At 69.8% G+C, this 19,124-nt stretch carries 17 protein-coding genes; 11 read left to right on the forward strand and 6 right to left on the reverse strand.

Annotation, left to right across the window (positions count from 1 at the left end; all coding sequences use genetic code 11):
• Positions 1-63: 63 nt before the first annotated feature.
• The 4 genes from M6D93_RS05490 to M6D93_RS05505 form a co-directional block, all read right to left on the reverse strand.
• Positions 64-561, reverse strand: a complete 498-nt coding sequence (locus M6D93_RS05490; protein ID WP_249773356.1) for a MarR family winged helix-turn-helix transcriptional regulator — start codon at positions 559-561, stop codon at positions 64-66.
• Between the two features lie 13 nt (positions 562-574).
• On the reverse strand, positions 575-2,104 hold the full coding sequence (locus M6D93_RS05495; RefSeq protein ID WP_249773357.1) for an aminopeptidase P family protein: 1,530 nt from the start codon (positions 2,102-2,104) through the stop codon (positions 575-577).
• A 58-nt stretch (positions 2,105-2,162) separates the two neighbouring features.
• The gene (locus M6D93_RS05500; RefSeq protein WP_249773358.1) at positions 2,163-2,738 is read right to left on the reverse strand and encodes an NADPH-dependent FMN reductase; all 576 of its coding nucleotides are present in this window, start codon (positions 2,736-2,738) and stop codon (positions 2,163-2,165) included.
• Between the two features lie 90 nt (positions 2,739-2,828).
• Positions 2,829-3,323, reverse strand: a complete 495-nt coding sequence (locus M6D93_RS05505; RefSeq protein WP_430667216.1) for a GNAT family N-acetyltransferase — start codon at positions 3,321-3,323, stop codon at positions 2,829-2,831.
• A 341-nt stretch (positions 3,324-3,664) separates the two neighbouring features.
• On the opposite strand from M6D93_RS05505, the gene M6D93_RS05510 reads away from it, so the two are divergent.
• A complete protein-coding gene (locus M6D93_RS05510; protein WP_249773360.1) occupies positions 3,665-4,969 on the forward strand; it encodes an EAL domain-containing protein in 1,305 nt (434 codons plus the stop codon).
• A 56-nt stretch (positions 4,970-5,025) separates the two neighbouring features.
• Here M6D93_RS05510 and M6D93_RS05515 read toward each other — a convergent pair whose 3' ends face one another.
• Positions 5,026-6,840, reverse strand: a complete 1,815-nt coding sequence (locus M6D93_RS05515; protein WP_249773361.1) for a DNA polymerase — start codon at positions 6,838-6,840, stop codon at positions 5,026-5,028.
• Positions 6,841-7,023: 183 nt separating this feature from the next.
• Here M6D93_RS05515 and M6D93_RS05520 point away from each other — a divergent pair, with 183 nt between their 5' ends.
• The 10 genes from M6D93_RS05520 to M6D93_RS05565 all read left to right on the forward strand — a co-directional run bounded on the left by M6D93_RS05520 (position 7,024) and on the right by M6D93_RS05565 (position 18,870).
• Entirely contained in the window at positions 7,024-8,100 is a 1,077-nt protein-coding gene (locus M6D93_RS05520; protein ID WP_249773362.1) for a hypothetical protein, read from the forward strand.
• A gap of 30 nt (positions 8,101-8,130) precedes the next feature.
• Positions 8,131-8,589, forward strand: a complete 459-nt coding sequence (locus M6D93_RS05525) for a hypothetical protein (RefSeq protein WP_249773363.1) — start codon at positions 8,131-8,133, stop codon at positions 8,587-8,589.
• A gap of 88 nt (positions 8,590-8,677) precedes the next feature.
• On the forward strand, positions 8,678-12,319 hold the full coding sequence (locus M6D93_RS05530) for an nSTAND1 domain-containing NTPase (protein WP_249773364.1): 3,642 nt from the start codon (positions 8,678-8,680) through the stop codon (positions 12,317-12,319).
• Between the two features lie 157 nt (positions 12,320-12,476).
• The gene (hypF, locus tag M6D93_RS05535; protein ID WP_430667207.1) at positions 12,477-14,930 is read left to right on the forward strand and encodes a carbamoyltransferase HypF; all 2,454 of its coding nucleotides are present in this window, start codon (positions 12,477-12,479) and stop codon (positions 14,928-14,930) included.
• A gap of 15 nt (positions 14,931-14,945) precedes the next feature.
• Complete coding sequence (locus M6D93_RS05540) at positions 14,946-15,236, forward strand: HypC/HybG/HupF family hydrogenase formation chaperone (protein WP_249773366.1); 291 nt, start codon at positions 14,946-14,948, stop codon at positions 15,234-15,236.
• The gene (gene hypD, locus M6D93_RS05545) at positions 15,233-16,366 is read left to right on the forward strand and encodes a hydrogenase formation protein HypD (RefSeq protein WP_249773367.1); all 1,134 of its coding nucleotides are present in this window, start codon (positions 15,233-15,235) and stop codon (positions 16,364-16,366) included. Before M6D93_RS05540 ends, hypD begins: the two co-directional genes overlap by 4 nt.
• Positions 16,359-17,426: a hydrogenase expression/formation protein HypE gene (gene hypE, locus M6D93_RS05550; protein ID WP_249773368.1), complete on the forward strand. Its 1,068-nt coding sequence runs from the start codon at positions 16,359-16,361 to the stop codon at positions 17,424-17,426. The genes hypD and hypE overlap by 8 nt, the downstream gene beginning before the upstream one ends.
• Before the next feature lie 18 nt (positions 17,427-17,444).
• A complete protein-coding gene (locus M6D93_RS05555) occupies positions 17,445-18,221 on the forward strand; it encodes a DUF6390 family protein (RefSeq protein ID WP_249773369.1) in 777 nt (258 codons plus the stop codon).
• Positions 18,218-18,496 (forward strand): muconolactone Delta-isomerase family protein, encoded by a 279-nt coding sequence (locus M6D93_RS05560; protein ID WP_249773370.1) that lies wholly within the window; start codon positions 18,218-18,220, stop codon positions 18,494-18,496. Before M6D93_RS05555 ends, M6D93_RS05560 begins: the two co-directional genes overlap by 4 nt.
• On the forward strand, positions 18,493-18,870 hold the full coding sequence (locus M6D93_RS05565; protein WP_249773371.1) for a helix-turn-helix domain-containing protein: 378 nt from the start codon (positions 18,493-18,495) through the stop codon (positions 18,868-18,870). The genes M6D93_RS05560 and M6D93_RS05565 overlap by 4 nt, the downstream gene beginning before the upstream one ends.
• On the opposite strand, the gene M6D93_RS05570 is transcribed toward M6D93_RS05565, so the two are convergent.
• A complete protein-coding gene (locus M6D93_RS05570) occupies positions 18,821-19,123 on the reverse strand; it encodes a HypC/HybG/HupF family hydrogenase formation chaperone (RefSeq protein WP_347343549.1) in 303 nt (100 codons plus the stop codon). The genes M6D93_RS05565 and M6D93_RS05570 overlap by 50 nt on opposite strands.
• Position 19,124: the final 1 nt, after the last annotated feature.

Genomic DNA, 19,124 nt, shown 5'->3' on the forward strand with positions numbered 1-19,124 from the left:
CCTGCCCCGACCCGACCCGACCTGCCCCGACCTGCCCGACCTGCCCCGACCTGCCCCTGACGCTCAGGTTCGACCTTCGGCGTCCAGATTGAGGCGCGTCAGGAGGTCGATCAGGGTGCGGCGCTCGTCGTCGGACAGGGCCACCAGCAGCTCACGCTCGGCCTCGATGTGCAGGGGCAGAGCCTGGTCGATGACCGACCGACCTTCGGGGGTCAGTTGAACCGTGGTCGAGCGACGGTCGGAGGCATGGGGTACCCGGCGCACCAGTCCCTGCCGGATGAGCCGATCCACGCGCTGGGTCACGCCGCCGGAGGAGATCATCATCTGCTCGGTCAGCTCGGACGGTGTGAGCTGAAAGGGCTCGCCCGACCGGCGCAGGGTCGCGAGCACGTCGAAGTCGGCCCCGGTGATCTCGAACTGCCTGTAGGCCTGATCACTCGCCTCGAGCTGGGTGCGGTGGAGCTTGGCGATCCGGCCGAACACGGCCATCGGCGAGGTGTCGATCTCAGGGCGCTCGGTTGCCCACTGCTCGCTGATCCGAGCAACGCTGTCCGAGGTCACGACCTGCCCGGCCTCAGGGCAGAACCGGACGGGATTGCGCCTCGCGCATCCACGCCACGATCTCGTCCGGATCGCGGGGCAGCGACGCGGACAGGTTGACCGGCTCGGACTCGGTGACCAGGATGTCGTCCTCGATCCGGATGCCGATACCTCGCCACTCGGCGGGGACGCTGAGATCGTTGGGCTGGAAGTACAAGCCCGGCTCGACCGTGAGTACGTAGCCGGCCCCCAGGGGGCCGTTGCGGTAGGTCTCGTCCCGGGCGGCCGCGCAGTCGTGGACGTCGATGCCCAGCATGTGGCTCACGCCGTGCAGGGTGTAGCGACGGTGCAGCCCGGCGCCGGGCGCCTCCGCGTCCTCCTGACACGACACGTCGGCACTCACCGGCAGCACGCCCCACGAGTGCAGGTGATCGGCCAGTACCCACATCGCCGCCTTGTGCGCGGCGAGGAAGTCCGCCCCGCTGCGAACCTCGGCGATGCCGGCCTGCTGTGCTTCCAGGACGGCGCCGTAGAGCTGCCGTTGGGCGGGTGTCCACGCCCCCGAAACCGGCAGGGTTCGAGTCACGTCGGCGGTGAACAGCGAGTCCACTTCGACACCCATGTCGGCCAGCAGGAGTTGGCCGGGCGCGAGGTCGCCGTCGTTACGCCACCAGTGCAAGGTGGTCGCGTGTTGCCCCGCGCCGACGATCGAGGTGTAACCGACGTCGTTGCCTTCCATCCGGGCGCGTCGCCAGAACGTGCCCTCAAGCCATCGTTCCCCGCGTCGGCCGCCCGCGGCCAGCACCTCAGGGATGGTGGCGGCCACGTCGGTGAATCCGCGGGTGGTCGCGTCGCAGGCGGCCTGCAGCTGGCTGACCTCCCAATCGTCCTTGGCCAGACGCAGCTCGTCGACGGCTTCGGCCAGGGCGGCATCACCGGTGCGAGCCGGAGGGAGCAGCGAATCCAGGGCGGGATCGAGACCGCTCAGCGCGACGACGTCGGTGTCGCCCAGCGCCTTGAGGTCGCGTGAGAGCTCACTCATCGGCCGGGTTTCCACCCCGAGCACCTCGGAGGTCTCCGCGACGGTCGGGACGTTGCCGACCCAGAGCGCTCCGTGCAGCCGGTTGGTGAAATAGCCGACCTCGCCGGGCCCGTCGTACTCACGCACGTAGAGCGTCGCCCGGTGGCTTCCCGCTCCGGTCGGTGCGAGCATCAGAACCGCGCCCTCGACCGTTTCGCCGGTCAGCCAGGTGAACGCCGAGGCAGCGCGGAAGGGGAAGTCGGTGTCGTTGGACCGCACCTTGAGCACGCCGGACGGGACCACGACGGCCTTGGTGGGGAACCGGCCGGACAGCGCGCCCCGGTTCTTGGCCGAGGTTGCCGCGCCGGCGGACAAGCGACCGTCCCGACCGGCCGGATGCGGCATACGCGGGGCCGGCTCCCAATCGGCGGCAATGGCCGTCGCCAAGCCGGCGGGCAGCGGAATGTCGTGTGAGGTGGTGCCCTCGGCGTGGGTGTCGGTGGGAGTCTCCGACGTGGGTTCGGCGGCGTCCGTCTCGCTCATGCCCCGATTCTAGGACGGCGCCGGGTTTGTCCCGCCGGAGACTGGGCCGACAGGCCGGTCAGTCGTGCGAGGGTGCCAGCCGATTCAGCAGGGTCGACCAGATCCCCCGTAGTTCGGCGGTGACCGCCGGGTCCGAGATCAGCCCATCGGCGCCGGCGTCCTCTCGTCCGACCGGTACCTGTCGGCAGGCCGCGTCGAGGACCTCCACTCCGAGGTAACCGAGCACGACCTCCAGCGTGGCGATGGCACCCCGGCCGCGTCCGGCCGCGCCGACGTTGATCCAGCACACCGGCTTGGCGGAGATCTCCGTGCCGCCCACCGTCCAGTCGAGCAGGTTCTTGAAGCTGCCGGGCAGCGTCCCGGCGTACTCCGGCGTGCAGAAGATCAGCGCGTCCGCGGCGGCGATCTCGTTGCGCAGGTGGGCGACTTCGGCCGGATAGGGCGGCTGGTCGTCGTCGGGGTTGAACGCGGGGAGCTTGGCCAGCCCGTCGTAGAGCTGGGCCCGCACGCCGGGTGGCCGCACGTGGGCCAGCGTGGCGAGCGCTGCGGCGTTCGTCGATCCGCGGCGGGTGCTACCGGTGATCAGCAGTACCCGGATCCCCGAGTCGCTCAACCCGCGTGCATCGCCGTTCATGACATCGTCCCCGCGTCCGGCGTCCACTCGGTGCGCCCAGGCATCGAGCATAGGGCCGTGACGCCGATGGCCGGATCCGTCCGCCTCGGTTCAGGTGACCTCGCCGGCAAGCAGGTCCATCAGCAACCCGTCGTGCCAGCCGCTGCCGTCCGGGGCCAGCTCGTAGCGGCGCATCAGTCCGACCGGACGGAATCCCACGGCGGAATAGCAACGAATCGCGGCCTCGTTGTCGGCCGCCGGATCGATCACGATGCGGTGATGTCCGCGCGCGCCGAGCAAATGCCGCACCACCGTTCGGACGCTGTCGCGTCCCAGGCCCTGGCCGTGTACCGCCGGGTCGAGGAAGATGTCGATGCTCGCGTGGCGATACATCGGTTCGGTCTCCTCCTCGTACTGGATCAACCCGCGCACCGCGTCGTGCCTGAGGATCGCGTAGCGAACCGCGTCCGGGTCGTCGAAGGGCCAGCCCGGCCGCGCGCCCTCCTCGCCCCACCGTCGCCATACCTCCTCGGTGCGAAGGATCCGCAGCAGTTCCGAGACATCAGAGCCGCGCACCGGTCGCAACCTGACGAGTTCCCCGTGCAGCCACCCGCTCCGATTGTCGGTCACGGGGTCATTCTCGTCCCGCTGTGCCGTTGTGGACGAGGTGGGGAAGGGGAGGATTCCGACTGATTTCGCCGTACGGGGCGACATGCAAACCGACCACCCTGTACGGCCCGGTCGAGCCGTCGCAGCCCGGCCGAAACGCGGTGTCGAAGGGTCGACACGCCGCATTCTTCGGGCCTTCCGCAGGTCGTCTCAGTATCAAGCTAAGGTCGAGCCCTCTGCGTCTTCCTTACGCCCTCAACATCTGTGTATAGTCCGGGTTAGCCCGCTTGGGGAAGTCGTCAGTCGGGGGTCTGACGGTTCGGGAAAGGCATAGGGGAATGCATTTCAAACGACCTCCGCGTCACTTCAGCGGCGTTTCCGCGCGGCGCGCCGGATCGCTGTTCGGCTCGGTCGAGATCGTGCTTCAGCCGATCGTCGACGTGACGACGGGTTCGCTGGTCGCGGCCGAGGCCCTGGCCCGCTTCCCCAACAACCCCGACACGTCGGTGGACGAGACCTTCGCCCTCGCTTACGCCAACGGACGCGGCGCCGACCTGGAAGCGGCCTGCCTGCGCTCGGCACTGCGGACCAAACGGGCCGAGTTGCCCGCCGATGTGGCACTCACCGTCAACGTCAGCCCGAACGCCCTTGATCATGCGGCGGTCCAGAGCGCCCTCGCGGTCGACCTCACCGGCGTGATCATCGAGATCACCGAACACGTCGCCAGCGACCTCGACGTGCTGCGCGCCCGGCTGGAGGAACTGCGTTCGCGCGGTGCCCAGATCGCCGTCGACGACGCCAGCACCGGCTACGCCGGACTGCTGCGGCTGACCGCCTTGCGCCCGGACTTCGTCAAGCTCGACCGCGGACTGGTCCGCGGCGCGCGGGGCAGCCTGGAACAGTCGGCCGTCATCGAGGCGCTCGTCCGGTTGTCCCACCGCATGGGCGCGCGTGTCCTCGGCGAAGGCGTGGAGACACTGGACGACTTGACCGCTCTGGCCGAGCTGGACGTCGACCTCGCGCAGGGCTTCTACATCTGCGAACCGACGGCCGATCTTCCCGTCGAGCTGCCCGACGCGATGGAATCCTGCCGGATCGCCCGGGGCGAACTGATGCGCAACGAGAACTCGGCGGTGCCCGTCGCTGATCCGATCGGCATCCGCCGGGTCACGGCCGCGCTGGCCGCCAGTGTCCAGTTGGCCGACCTGCAGGCCGCGCTCGGCAGCGCCGCGGTGAATCTCGGGATCGACGTCATCTCGTTGTCGACGCTGACCGGCGGTCGTGGGTTGCGCGAAGTCAGCTGCTCGGGCGCCCGGGTTGATCCCAAGCTCTACCGGCTGGCCGACTACCCCGAGACCAAGCACGCGCTGGAGACCGGCGAGATGCTCGAGGTGCACCTGGCCGACCCGTTCTCCGACCGGGCCGAGCGAGCCGTGATGCAGGCTGACGGAACCGCGAGCATGCTGCTCACGCCGGTCATCGGGCGCGGGCAGCGACTGGGTGTGCTGGAGTTCCGCCACGGCGCGCACCGGCGCTGGAGCAGCCACGATCTGACGCAGGCCCGCATCCTGTCCGAGCACATCGCCAGCGTGCTGCTGCGCATGTCACTGCGCACCGGTCCCGCGGTCGCGGTGGCCGGCTGAGCGCGGACGAGAACTCGAGCCCAGCTCCGCCCGCTGCCGGTCCGCAGGAGCCACGGTCATGCCTTGGCCTGCGACCAGCGCTCCACCACGCTGACGTCGGCGACGAACCGAACGGTGTCGCCGCCCGCGCCTCGGGTGACTCGACCCGGGCCCGGCTCGGCCCAACTCCGCGCCGCCTCGGCGAGCGCCTCGGTGACGAGCACGCCCACCCGCTCGGCGTGTTCGGCCGGGACGTGCACGAGCAGTTCGTCGTGCAGGCACAGGACGATCTGCGCGCCGAACGGAATGATCCGAGCCCGGACGACCGCGGCCCAGGTCTTGAAGAATTCAGCGGCGGCCCCTTGCACCATCGCGTTGCGGGCATAACGTCCACGACCGGCCAGCGCCGCACGTCGCTGCTGCTCGTCGAACGACTCCGCGACCGGATACATCAGCAGCAACCGGCCGCCGTAGGTGCGCAGTGAACGCCCGGCTCGGCCGGACTCGTTCGCGTTCTTCAGAAACCGCATCGCGACCGGATAAGCCGCTTCCATCCCTTGCAGGGCTTCGCCGGCCGCCCCGGAGGTCTGCCCGTACATAGCCGCGAGCACCGCCACCTTGGCGGTCGGTCGATCGACACCGATCCTCGCCGCGACCGGTGCGTACAGATCGTCCTCACCGGTAGCCGCGATCAGCGCCGGGTCCCGCGAGATGCCGGCCAGGACGCGGGGCTCGATCTGGCCGAGGTCGGCGCGAACGAACCGCCAGCCCGGCTCGGCTCGCACGGCCGGACGTAATTCGGCGGGCAGGCTGTGCAGTCCCGCGGTCGCCGTCATCCGTCCGGCACCCCCGTCACAGCCCGTCCAACCACCGCGCAGGCGTCCGTCACGTCCGACCTGCCGGTCCAGCCAGTCGTAGCCGTAGGTCGTGGCGAAGCGTTCCGCCTTGCGCCAGCGCAGCAACGCCGGCACCACGGGATGGGCGTCGCTGAACACCTCCAGCCGCCAGGACCGGGTGTCGCGGACCTCGATGCCGATCCGGGCCAGCAGCGCCTTGACCTGCAACGGGCTGCGCAGGTCGGTGTCGAGGCCGGGGACGAGGTCGAGTACCGATCGGTCCCGCTGGTGCCGGATGGCCGCGGCGTCCTCGTCGTTGTGCGGTCGTGGGCCGGCGACGGAGGCGACGATCTCCTCCGCGCGGCTGCGCTCGACCGGAATGCCGTCGTGGCCGAGTTCTGCGCACAGCAACTCCGCGGCGGACTCCGACCGCGCCGTGGTCAGAATCCGGGCCGGGTGTGGGCGTGGGTCCAGCCGGCCGTCAACCATCAACGCCTGCTGTGCGTGTGCGGTTCGCAGCAGGATGCGGGCCCAGTGCGCCCACCGGTCGGGCGCTCGTTGCCAGCCACCGCCGACCCACTCCGGCCGCAGGTAGCCGTCGGTCTGCAGGGGGTGGTCCGGATCGCCGCCGTCGTCGCCGCTCGCACCGAGCAGGTCCAGCTGGCCGCTGCCCGGCTGGCCGGCTGGGTCCAGCCCGTGAGCCGCGGCCCAGATCTGGGCCGGATCGGTGCGCCAGCCGCCGAACAGCAACCGGTGTACCGCGGCGAGGTCCCAGCACCGGCCGACCCGCAGGCCGCCGGCCACCAGCGCACGCGCCGTGGCGGTGTCCCACCACAGCCAGCGCGGTTGGTATTCGGCCTCGATGCGTGCGACTTCAGCGACCGGATCGGTTGACTCGACGGTCAGCAGGCGGGCCGGTGTGGCTGGGCCCCCGGTGTTCGGGTGTTCGGCGGGGTCGACGGCGTCCCACGCCATCGTCCAGCCGCGGCCGGGAACGAAGGCCAGAGCGAGCAGGGCTCCGCGCACGAGGGCGAGGTCGGCCGTGCTGGTGGGCATCGGCCCATTGTCGTCGTCGCCACCGACAGTTCTGCGCGGCGCGTCCAGCGCGGGGGCCTCATCGGTCGAGCACACGGTCGAATCACGAACCGCGGAGTATTTTTCGCCACCAGCCGGTATCAGCGTCTCGATCGCCTTCTCTTCTCGATCGAGACCTCGTACGTGTCCGGTTTGGAGGCCATCATGCCGAAGGTGGGCCTGAGCGCCAGCACCGTCCCCAGCACCGTTCTCAGCGCTGTCCTCAGCGCGGTCCTCATTGCCGTCGCCTGCGGTGGATGTGCCGGCTCGAAGGGCAGAAACGTCGCGGAATCCACTGTCGATTCCGGCAATCCAGTCGTCACCAGCACGCGCAGCGCCTCGCCGAGCGGATCGACCGCCGCCACCACCCCCGGCGGCCACCGGTCCAGCAGCGCCCACGGCCCGGGTACCGGCTCGTCCGGTCCGTCCGGTAACCCCGGTGGTTCCTCCACTCGCGCAACCGGCGGTTCGGGCGGCCCGTCCGGCTCTGGCCCAGGTGGCGGTGGATCGTCGGGTGGACCCACGGGCAACCCCCGATCGAGCAGCGCCGGTCCGACCGGCCATCCCGGTCGCAGTTCGAGCGTGCCGCCACCGCCGCCCCGCGGCAACCCGGGCTGCCCCGGCCCGGCACCGGTTCTGCGGAACGGCAAATGGAGCCAGGCGATCTCCTTCCCGGCTCTGGGCGTTCACGAATATCCGCGCACCCAGGTGACCCTCGCCGCCTGCGCCCGTTCCGGCCTGCCGGTGAGCTACGCCTTGTCCGGACCCAACAACAGCTGCACGCTCAACGGCGCCGTGCTCGACGTCGACGCCGTTCCCGCCTCGTGCACCGTGGTGGCCAGCCAGCCGGGTGACGCGCAGTGGGCGGCGGCCGCGTCGGTTAGTCATCCCTATTCGGCCGATCCGCAGTCCGTCGACGGCTCGTGGGTGGGACCGAACCCCTCCGTGGCCGTTTCGCGCGCGGGCGGCAGCTTCACGGTCACCATCAAGCTCACGAGTATCGCCGGCTTCACCGTCGACCAGGTGTCCGTCGATCCCGACAACAGCGACGGAATCTGCGGTTCCAGCGATCCTCAGCAGGTGCACGCCAACGGCACGACGACCGTGAACCTCGACGTGCCACTGTCCGGCAACGGCCTGACCAAGACGGGCACGTGCACGCTGCGCATCAACCTCACCGGAAGCGCGAATACCCAGGTCAACCATTCGGGGGCCGAACAGAGCTTCACGATCGTCGACTGACCCGCCTGCGGCCAGATTCAGGAGCGAACCATGGATCCCATCAGCGCGACCGCGGTGGTCGGCCTGCTCGTGCGCTACGCCCGGCATCTCAGTGGCCAGGTCGGCGAAAGCATCGACAACGCCGTGAACGAACAACTCAGTGCGGTGTGGAAGAAGGTGCTCGGCCGGTTCCGGTCGAACCCGCTGGCCGATGGCGCCCTGATACGTCTGCAAGAGCAGCCCGACAACGCGAACCGGCAGGCCGCGGTGGCTGATCATCTCGAAGAGATCATGTCCGCCGACCGTGGATTCGTTGACGAACTCAGCCAGCTGATGGCGATGCGGCCGGCGGGCGACAGCTATGTCGAGGTGCACGCCCGCGACGCCGGTCCGGTCGCGGCCAACGGCAACGTCACCATCTCGGGCGCGCGCCTGGCCGCCGGCCGGGATCTCACCATCGGGACGGCGAGCGGCGCCCAGGACAGCTCGGCGGCCCAGGGGGAGACGTGACGATCTGCCGGTTGCGCGCTCGGCCGCGGCGCGCGGGCCGGCGCGGTGTACGGCTGGTTCGGCTGAGCTCCCGCGGGGAGTCGCCCTGATGGAATCGGTGCACGCCAGCGAGTCCGGACCGGTCGCCGTCGGGGGCAACATCTCCATCCTGGGCACCTTCGCCGCCGGACGTGACCTGCATATCGGCACGGTCACCGTCGTCGCCGACGACCGGGCGCCCGCGGGCGACCAATTGGCGGGGCCCGCCGCCGAGGCAATGCGCTGTCCCTACCCCGGCATGGCGGCGTTCGGAGATCAGGATCGCGATCTGTTCTTCGGTCGCGATGCGGATATCGCCGGCATCGTCGGCCTGATCCGGCACGCCGGGCTGGTGGGGGTCGTAGGAGCGTCCGGCAGCGGCAAGTCCTCGGTGCTCGCGGCGGGGGTGGTCCCGGCGCTGCGGGCGGCAGCGGAGCGCGGCCATTCGACAGCCGCCTTGTTCGAACCGGTCATCCTGCGACCGGGCACCCATCCCCGCGAGGAACTCGCCGCTGTCACCGCCGCCGCTGTCACCGCCGCCACGGTCACCGCCGCCACGGTCACCGCCGCCACGGTCACCGCCGCCGCAGGCACTACCGGACCGACGACGCCCGGCCCGGCTCGGCGACCGGTCTGGATCATCGACCAGTTCGAGGAGATCTTCGATCCAGCGGTCACCGAGGAGGAACGACGCAGCTTCGTCGGCGAACTGCTGGCCCGGGCGGCCCGGCCCGATGAACGGGTCGTCATCTCGCTGCGGTCGGACTTCTACGCGGCGCTGGAGGAATTCCCGCCGCTGGCACGGCTGCTCGCCCAGGCCCAACACCGGTTGCTGCCGCTGCGGGGACTCGAGTTGGACGCTGCGGTGCTGCGCCCGGCCGAGCGGGTCGGCCTGCGGGTGGAAGATGCCTTGCTCGGCCAGATTCGTCGCGAGATCGCCGAGAATCCGAACAGCCTTCCGCTGCTGGGTTATGCGCTGCAGCAGACCTGGCGCGCTCGCAACGGCAAGTGGCTGACGGCCGCCGCGTACCTCGACGGCGGCGGCATCGGCAACGCGCTGCGGCTCGGCGCGGACGCGACCTGGCAACGGTTGACGGCCGCCCAACGAGAGACCGCCCGCCGTATCCTGCTGCGGCTGTCCCATCTCGGTGACAACGGGCTGGCGACGCGGCGCCGTCGACCGGTCAGCGAGGTCATCACCGAACGGGACGACCGCGAATCGGTGGTCGCCACCGTCAACGTGCTGGCGACCGCACGATTGGTTACCGTTTCGCAGGACCGGTCGAACGAGCCGCTGCTGGAGATCACCCACGAGGCGCTGCTGCGGGAGTGGCCGCTGTTGCGAAACTGGTTGCGGGAAAACGAGGAAGTCGCTCGCGGTCGCGACGAACTCGCCCAGGCGGTCCAGGCGTGGACGTCGCATGACCACGACCCTGGCTACCTGCTCTCGCCCCGACGCGTGGAGACCGTGCTGAACCTCGTCGGACGCGGCGATCTGGAACTGACCACCTCCGAGCGACGGCTGATCTCGGACAGCCAGCGCCGCGGACGACGCCAGCGGCGCCTGCGCCGGTCACTGCCGATCCTGGCCCTGCTCGTCGTGGCGGCCGTCGTGGTCGCCGCGACAGCGGTCCGCGACCAACAGCGGGCCACGCGCGATCGGCACACCGCTGACGCACTGAAGGTGGAAGCCACGGCCCGCTCGCTGCTGGCCTCCCAGCGAGACCGCTCCGTCCTCCTCGCGCTGGCGGCCTATCGCGCGCATCCCGACGCGGCCTCTCGGTCCACCCTGATGGATACCGTCGCCGGCCACGACGGGCCGGTCGGCTACCTGCATCCGCAGCCACACGTCAATGTCGTCGCGGCCCAGCTCGATCCCGATTCCACCGCGCTGGCCGGGATGTCCGATGGTCACGTCCGCGCGCTGCGCCTGCCCCAGGGCGGCGGCACCGCCGCGGACTACCTCGGGCACCCGGCCGCGGTCAGCGCACTTGCCCAGCTGGGACAGGGTTTGTTCGTTTCCGCCGACACCACCGGTGTCGTCCTGGTGCACCGACTGGGCGATGCGGCTCCGGTGGCCGAAGTTGCGCGCGCCGATGCTGCCCTGCCACCGATCACCGCAGTGGCCGGCGACGCCCGACGACAGCTCGTCCTCGTTGCTCGGGGCACTACGGTCCAGCGGTACCGCCTCGGTTCCGCGGCCGTATCGTCAGAGCCGCCCATCGTCGCCAGAGCGGCTGGTCAGATCACCGCCCTGGCCGTCGATGGCCCGGCCGATCTCGTTTACGTCAGTACCCGGCGCGGTGAAGTGCTTCGATGGCGGCTCAGCACGCTGCGCGCACTCACGCCACTGACCGACGCGTCAGACCCGCTGGCCACCTCCGCCCCGATCGAGTTGGCGATGCTCGGACGGGGCCGCCTGGCTGCGGTCGACGGCGCCGCGTTGACGATCTGGCCGGACCCCGCGACGCGGCCGGCGGCCCGGTCCCGTAGCGACGCGCCGGCAGCCGCGAGCCTGGCGTGGGATCCGAAGGCCGACCGGATCCTGACCGGCCGGCCCGACGGGTCCGTGGCAGCGTGGCTGAACTCCGAACCGCCGGCCCAGCTCGGCGCGTTCGCCGGCCTGCCGAATGCGCAGGCACAAACGGCGCCGGGCCTCGCCACCGACGGCGCGCGGCTGGTCGGGCTGGACCCGACGGGGACGATGGTGGTGTGGCCACTGATCGCCGGTAACGGGCCGCCTGCGCAGACCGCCCTCGTCACGACGACGAACGTTCTCGCCACCGCCTATTCCACCGCGGGAAACCTGGCCGTGCTCACGGCCGACGCAACGGTGCGGGTGATCTTCGGTCGCGGGGCAGACCGCCGGTTCGCGATCGGCCCGGGTCCGGTGCGCGGGCTGGTCTGGTCCTCGCCCGAGCAATTGTTGGTCGGAACCGGTGACGGCTCGGTCGTGAGTGTGCACCCCAATGGATCGGCACCACCGCAACGACTCATCCCCGCGACCGGCTCGCCCGTCGTCGCGCTGGGCGTCGGACCCCATGGGCAGGTGGCCGTGCTCAGCCACAACGGCGAACTGCGGATCGTGCGATCCGACGGGGCAGTGCTGAGCACCAGGAGCTTCGGCCAGGATCCGCACGCACTGGCCTGGTCGAGCACCGGCCGCCTTGCGGTCGCGACCGGAGATGCCCGTACGACGGAGATCACCCTTACCGATTCGAACGGATCTCGGTCGCAGGCACTGCGCGGGCATACGCTGCAGGTGGACAGCCTCGCCTTCAGCCCGGACGGCGCTGTCCTGGCCAGTGGCAGTGACGACCAGACCATCCGGTTGTGGTCCGTGCCTTCAGGACGCCGGCTGGGCGTTCTTGTCGGCCACACCGACATGATCCAGGCGCTCGCGTTCTCCGCCGACGGCCAGACCGTCGCCTCCAGCGGCCAGGACGGCAGCCTGCGCCTGTGGGACGTCCGCGGTCGACAGCAACTCGGTGAGCCGTTGACCGCGACTCCGGGCTTCATGCCTGCCCTTGCCCCGACCCCGTCCGAGGATCGGATCGCCGTGGCCGACGTGGATGCCGTCCTGAGCTGGCCGTTCTCGGGCGACGGTTGGGCGGCCGCCGCGTGCGCGCTGGCCGGCCGGGATCTCAGCGCCGCGGAATGGTCACGGTTCGCCACGGGTCTGCGGCCCCGAGCTTTGTGCGGGCCAAGCTAGGACAAAGCTGTCGATCACCGGCACGGCCGAAGAACTATCGACTTTCTGATGCGTAGGAAACCCGACGGGGGTAGCTTCAGGGTGTTCGTCTGAGAGGATCGCGCCGCGTGTCGGGCTCGATCGATTCGACCCCTGCCTAGACGGCGCCGCCGGACCGATGAGTCGGGTGCGGGCGGCGCGCACACGGGGTGGTGACAGGGTGCTGACCGAGCGCGATCGTCACCGGCGACGGGTGGTCGTGCACGGACTCGTCCAAGGTGTCGGCTTCAGACCGTTCGTCTATGCGCTCGCCCGCGAAGCAGGTCTGAGCGGACAGGTCCACAACTGCTCCGACGGTGTCGAGGTTGAGGTCGAGGGGCCGACGCCGGCCTTGGAGGCGTTCGTCGCCTCATTGCGCCCGCGAGCGCCGTCGATGGCCCGGATCGTCGCGATCGACGTGACCGAGGTCGAGGTTCGGGGCGGTAGTGAGTTCGAGATCGGGCTGTCGGACTCCGCTCCCCCGGGGCGCACCCTCGTCTCCCCGGACATCGCCACCTGTCCGGACTGTCTGTCCGAGTTGGCCGATCCGGCCAGCCGCTATTACCGACACCCCTTCGTCAGCTGCACAAACTGCGGTCCCCGGTTCACCGTCGTTCGCGGCCTCCCCTACGACCGGCCGAACACGACGATGGCCGACCTGCCGCTGTGTGCGCCCTGTTCCGCCGCGTACGCCGAGCCCGGCGACCGCCGGTTCCACGCGCAGACCATCGCGTGCCCGCAGTGCGGTCCGGTGCTCTCGCTGGTACGTCCCGGCCTCGCCGACGTGACGGGCCAGGACGCAGTGGCCGAGAGCCGCCGGCTGCTCAGTGCCGGAGCGGTGCTGGCCGTGAAGGGAATCGGGGGCTACCACCTCGCCTGTGACGCCTCGGCCGAGCAGGCCGTGGCCACACTGCGCAAGCGAAAGGGACGGGGTGACAAGCCGTTCGCCGTCATGGTTGCCGATCTGCCCACCGCCCGGCAGATCGTCCACGTCTCACCGGCCGAGGCTGGGTTGCTCGCTGATCATCGTCGTCCGGTCGTGCTGCTCGACCAGCGCAGACAGCGCCCGCCCGGCGCCCCGGCCGTGAGCGCCTCGGTCGCGCCCGGCCGGACGGAACTGGGCGTCATGCTGGCCTACACCGGGCTGCACCACCTGCTCTTCGGGCTATCCGGTGACCAGCCGTCCCCGCGGGTCCTGGTGATGACGAGCGGCAACCTTGCCGGGGAGCCGATCGTCATCGACGACGGTGCCGCCCGCGAGCGACTCGTGGCCCTCGTAGACGCGTGGCTCGTTCACGACCGGCCGATCCGGATTCCCTGCGACGACTCGGTCGTGCGGATGGCCGGCGGGATCGAGTTGCCGGTACGGCGCTCGCGCGGTTTCGCGCCGATGCCGATCTCGCTGCCCTTCGCGGTACGGCCGGCGCTGGCGGTGGGGGGAGACCTGAAGAACACGTTCTGCCTGGCCGAGGGCCACTACGCCTGGATGTCAGCGCACGTCGGGGACATGGACGACTGGGCCACCCTGCAGGCATTCGACGCCGCGGTCGAGCAACTAGCGACGATCACCTCGGTGCGTCCCGAACTGGTCGTGGCCGACCGGCATCCCGGTTATCGCAGTACAGCCTGGGCCAGGCGCGCGACTCGATCGCCGAGCCCCCTGCACCGGGGGCCCGCCGAGCAGGGAGCACACCCGCAGCTCGGTCTCGTCCAGCACCATCACGCCCACGTCGCCGCCGCGATGGCCGAGAACGGCCACCCACCGGGCGAGCCCGTCGTGGGTTTCGCCTTCGACGGAACGGGCTACGGCAACGATGGCGCGGTGTGGGGCGGTGAGGTCCTCGTCGCCGACTACGACGCCTTCGAACGGATCGGGCACCTGCGCTACGTCCGACTCCCCGGTGGGGACGCCGCGGTGCGAAACCCCTGCCGGATGGCCTTGTCGCACCTGCACTCCGCCCGCATCGGCTGGGATCCCGCGATCCCGAGCGTCGCGGCCTGTCGTCCTGAGGAGTTGACCGTGCTGGAGCGGCAGGTGCGAACCGGGCTCGGCTGCAGCCCGACATCGAGCATGGGACGGCTGTTCGACGCGGTGTCCTCGCTGGCCGGGGTGTGCCACCGGATCGACTACGAAGCCGAGGCCGCGATGCTGTTCGAGGCGGCCGCGCGCCCCGCGATCGACGGGTGTCCTGATCCCTATGCGTTCTCGGTGGTCAGCGGCGTCGAGGGTTTGCTGGCCGATCCGGCGCCGGTGCTGGCCGCGGTGGTGGCCGACGTGCTGGCCGGGGTCGGCGCCGCGCGGATCGCGGCCCGGTTCCACCTCGCCGTCGCCGGCCTCGTCCTGGACCTGGCCGAACACGTGCGAGCTCGCCGAGGCCTGGACACGGTCGCGCTGTCGGGCGGTGTGTTTCTGAATGCCGCCCTCACAACGTTGTGCGTGAAAGGCCTGCAGCAACGTGGGTTCCGTGTGTTGCGCCATCGGCTGGTGCCCCCGAGTGATGCCGGTATCGCGCTCGGACAGATCGCGGTCGCCGCGCGTCGCGATAGCTCATCCCACGGGATCACGACCACTGAGGGCCGCGCTGACGACTGACAAAAGGAGATCACCATGTGCCTCGCAGTGCCTGGCAAGGTCCTAGAGATCTGGGACAAGGACGGCACCCGGATGGCCTTCGTCGACTTCGGCGGAGTGGTCAAGGAGGTGTGTCTGCAGTTCGTACCGAACATCGAGGTCGATGACTACGCGGTCGTCCACGTGGGATTCGCACTACAGCAACTGGACGAGCACTCGGCGCTGGAGACGCTGGCGCTGTTCCAGCGGATGGGGGAGATCGAGATGGAATTCGGTGATCCGTGGGCACGTGCGGCCAAGGATTCGGGCCAGGAGGTCCGACCGTGAAGTACATCGACGAGTTCAACGATCCCGAGCTGGCCAAGCGCCTGCTCGATGACATCCACGCCACGGTCACCCGGCCCTGGGCGATCATGGAGGTGTGCGGCGGCCAGACGCACTCCATCATCCGTCACGGGATCGACCAGCTGATTCCCGAGCTGGTGGAGATGATCCACGGCCCGGGCTGCCCCGTGTGCGTGACGCCGCTGGAATTGATCGACAAGGCACTGGCGATCGCCGCGCGACCGGAGGTGATCTTCTGTTCCTTCGGCGACATGCTCCGGGTGCCCGGCAGCCACCAGGACCTGTTCCGGATCAAGAGCGAGGGCGGCGACGTGCGGGTCGTCTACTCGCCGCTGGACGCGCTGAGGGTCGCGCGGGACAACCCCGACCGGCAGGTGGTGTTCTTCGGTATCGGCTTCGAAACCACCGCACCACCGAACGCGATGACGGTTTACCAGGCCGCACAGTTGAACATTCCCAACTTCAGCATGCTGGTCTCGCACGTGCGGGTCCCCCCAGCCATCGAGGCGATCATGAGTTCGCCGACCTGCCGGGTGCAGGCGTTCCTGGCCGCCGGGCATGTCTGCAGCGTGATGGGAACGTCGGAATACCCCGGTCTGGTCGAGAAGTTCTCGGTTCCGATCGTGGTCACCGGTTTCGAGCCGCTCGACATTCTGGAAGGTATCCGTCGCACCGTGCATCAGCTCGAAGCCGGCACCGCGGAGCTGGACAACGCCTACCTGCGCGCTGCCCCGGCGGCGGGAAATCCGGCCGCCCGGCGACTGCTCGACGACGTCTTCGAGATCACCGACCGGGGCTGGCGCGGCATCGGGGTGATTCCTGGCAGCGGCTGGCGGCTGTCACCGAAGTACCGGGCCTTCGACGCCGAGTACCGGTTCCAGGTCAGCGATATCGACACCGAGGAATCCACCCTGTGCCGCAGTGGTGAGGTGCTTCAGGGCTTCATCAAGCCGCACCAGTGTGCTGCGTTCGGCACGACGTGTACGCCGCGCAATCCGCTCGGGGCGACCATGGTGTCCAACGAGGGAGCCTGCGCCGCGTACTACCTGTACCGCAGGCTGGAGTCCACCCCGCGGCCGGACGGACGGCGGGAGGTGGCTTCCATTGGCTGAATCGACACCCGTGCTGGACTTCGACGGCTGGTCCTGCCCGGTGCCTCTGCGCGACAGCCCGACGATCGTGATGGGCCACGGTGGCGGGGGGCAGCTGTCGGCTGAACTCGTCCAGCACCTGTTCGTCCCGGCGTTCGGTTCTCAGGGCGATGCAGGCACCGCCGACTCGGCCGTGTTCGAACTGGGCGGAGCCCGATTGGCCTTCTCCACCGACACATTCGTGGTTCGGCCGCTGTTCTTCCCGGGTGGATCGATCGGGGATCTCGCCGTCAACGGAACCGCGAACGACATCGCGATGAGCGGGGCGATGCCCAGCCACTTGTCCTGCGGATTCATTCTCGAGGAGGGGACCGAACTCTCCGTGCTGGGCCGAATTGCCGAAGACATGGGCGCGGCGGCGCGGCGAGCCGGAGTCGCGATCGTCACCGGTGACACCAAGGTCGTGGACGCCGGGCACGGCGATCAGGTGTACGTGAATACGGCCGGCGTCGGCCTCATCCCCGACGGCGTCGACATCCGGCCGCAGCGGGCCGCCGTCGGTGACGTCATCATCGTCAGCGGCGCGATCGGGGTGCACGGTATCGCCATCATGAGCGTCCGGGAGGGGCTGGAGTTCGGGACGGAGATCAGGACCGACACCGCCTGCCTGTACCCGTTGGTGGCGGCGATGCTCGCAGTCACGGCGGACATCCACGTGCTGCGTGATCCCACTCGTGGTGGTGTGGCCACCTCGCTGAACGAGATCGCCTCGGCGGCGCGTGTCGGGGTGCGGCTGACCGAGAAGGCGCTCCCGGTTCCCCCGGAGGTGCGCAACGCTTGCGCACTGCTCGGCTTGGATCCGCTCTACGTGGCCAACGAGGGCAAACTGCTGGCCTTCGTTCCGCGGGAGCAGGCCGAAGCGGTGCTGGCGGCGATGCGCGCTCATCCGCTCGGGGAGCAGGCAACGGTGATCGGGGAGTGCGTCGACGAACATCGCGCCATGGTGGTGGCGACGACGACCTTCGGCGGTACCCGGGTGGTGGACGTGCCGATCGGCGAGCAACTGCCCCGGATCTGCTGACGCTCAGGTGACGTCGAGGTGAGGAGCGCGATCGTGCGGCAGGCCAGTGCGGGCGAGCGGATGTTCGCACGCTTCGCGTACGCGCCCAACGATCTCGGCTATTGCGGTCCAGCCGAATCCGCGGCGCTGTTCGAACTCGCCGCCGAGGGATCCAGCGAGGTCGACGTGCTGCGGCTGGCGCGAGGGTTCTCCGGGGCGTGGCCCTACCTTTGCCTGCTGGCCGAACTCGCGGGTATCGACGATCCGCTGGACGCCCGGGTGGTGCGCGCGTACTGGACGGGCGGGTCGGTGCTCGACCGCATCGACGGCCCGGAATTCGCTCGCCGGCTCCTGGACACACTGGGCGGGTGCACCAGCTCGTACTGGCAGCATCTGTCGGAGGATCTGCTTGCGGAGGTCCAAGCGACGCACGGGTTCCACGTTTTCGGTATCTATCCCTGGTCGCGCCTGCTCGGCGCGGGAGGTCAGCCGTTGCGGGTGCTCGACAACTGCCGGATTCGCTGGGGACAGGTTGTCGAGGTCGAGCAGCAGGACGTGGTCGTACGCTGCCGTCGGCTGACGTGGGACGGTGAACGACTGGGGCTGGCACGGGCAGCACTCGAACGGGTCCCTTACCGGGTGCGCGGACGCGGCTTCGTGGCCGATCCGGCGCCGGGCCAATGGCTCGCGCTGCACTGGAACTGGGCGTGTGACCGGCTGACCGAACCCGAGCGGGCCGAGCTGGAGCGGCGGACGGGCTGGCAGCTGCGGGTCACCAACTCGCGCCTGGCCCGAGAGCGACAGGGGGCGGCATGAGATTTCTGGTGCTGTGGAAGCTCGAACTGTCGCTGCTGTCGCGCGAGATGGCGCAGGCGGTCGCGCGGATGAGTGACTACGGTGCGGCCCTGGAGGACGAGGGCCGCGTGGTGTCGCGGTATCACGTGGTCGGAGCGCACGGCGGAGCATGGATCTACGAGGTCGAGTCGCACGAGCAGTTCGAGCTGCTGCTCGCCCGAGCACCGATCTTCAACTTCGCCCGCTACGACATCTACCCGCTGGCCGAGATGGCCCGGCTCAAGGAGGGTTCATGAGCGAGGCCCAGCAGTCGGCGACGGCCGCCGGTCGGCACTATCTGATCAGCCAGCGTCTGCGTCAACGACGCGACGATCTCGGGCTCACCCAGAAGCAGATCGTGACCCGGCTCGCTCGATGTGGCCTGCAAACCACCAACCGGGCCCTGTCCAGCCTGGAGCACGGCGCGGGACTCGACGTGGCCAAATTGCCCGAGCTGGCCACGGCACTCGACTGCACCGTCACCTACCTGCTCGGGCTGACCGATGATCCCCATCGCTGGGAGCCGGACCCCGCCTCGGTGCCCGTTCCCGCTTCGGCGCCGGGTTCCCCTTCGGCCTCGCTCATCCTGGGGGAGTTCGTACCTGAGCGTCCGCCCCGCCGACCAGTCTGAGGTGCGCAGGGGTGGGCTCGGGGTCCGATCCCATCATCCGCAGGCCGGCCATGGCCTTGTCCGCGCCGGCCTCGTCGATACGTTCCAGAGCGAAGCCCATGTGAATCAGTACCCACGTCCCGGGCTCGACCGCGGGATCTTCCAACATCCCGAGGTTTACCGGGCGTTGCGCACCCAGGACATCGACGAGGGCGAGCTGACCCGCGTTGCCGTCGAGTACTCGGACGATCCGGCCAGGAATCCCCAGGCACATC

The organism is Jatrophihabitans telluris (genome assembly GCF_023516435.1).
Taxonomy (GTDB): domain Bacteria; phylum Actinomycetota; class Actinomycetes; order Mycobacteriales; family Jatrophihabitantaceae; genus Jatrophihabitans_A; species Jatrophihabitans_A telluris.

Bases quoted from the DNA above. Each gene is read 5' to 3' on its own strand.
- M6D93_RS05495 (WP_249773357.1), bottom strand. From the start codon at position 2,104: ATGAGCGAGACGGACGCCGCCGAACCCACGTCGGAGACTCCCACCGAC.
- M6D93_RS05500 (WP_249773358.1), bottom strand. From the start codon at position 2,738: ATGAACGGCGATGCACGCGGGTTGAGCGACTCGGGGATCCGGGTACTG.
- M6D93_RS05510 (WP_249773360.1), top strand. From the start codon at position 3,665: ATGCATTTCAAACGACCTCCGCGTCACTTCAGCGGCGTTTCCGCGCGG.
- M6D93_RS05515 (WP_249773361.1), bottom strand. From the start codon at position 6,840: ATGCCCACCAGCACGGCCGACCTCGCCCTCGTGCGCGGAGCCCTGCTC.
- M6D93_RS05520 (WP_249773362.1), top strand. From the start codon at position 7,024: ATGCCGAAGGTGGGCCTGAGCGCCAGCACCGTCCCCAGCACCGTTCTC.
- M6D93_RS05525 (WP_249773363.1), top strand. From the start codon at position 8,131: ATGGATCCCATCAGCGCGACCGCGGTGGTCGGCCTGCTCGTGCGCTAC.
- M6D93_RS05530 (WP_249773364.1), top strand. From the start codon at position 8,678: ATGGAATCGGTGCACGCCAGCGAGTCCGGACCGGTCGCCGTCGGGGGC.
- hypF (WP_430667207.1), top strand. From the start codon at position 12,477: ATGAGTCGGGTGCGGGCGGCGCGCACACGGGGTGGTGACAGGGTGCTG.
- M6D93_RS05540 (WP_249773366.1), top strand. From the start codon at position 14,946: ATGTGCCTCGCAGTGCCTGGCAAGGTCCTAGAGATCTGGGACAAGGAC.
- M6D93_RS05560 (WP_249773370.1), top strand. From the start codon at position 18,218: ATGAGATTTCTGGTGCTGTGGAAGCTCGAACTGTCGCTGCTGTCGCGC.
- M6D93_RS05565 (WP_249773371.1), top strand. From the start codon at position 18,493: ATGAGCGAGGCCCAGCAGTCGGCGACGGCCGCCGGTCGGCACTATCTG.
- M6D93_RS05570 (WP_347343549.1), bottom strand. From the start codon at position 19,123: ATGTGCCTGGGGATTCCTGGCCGGATCGTCCGAGTACTCGACGGCAAC.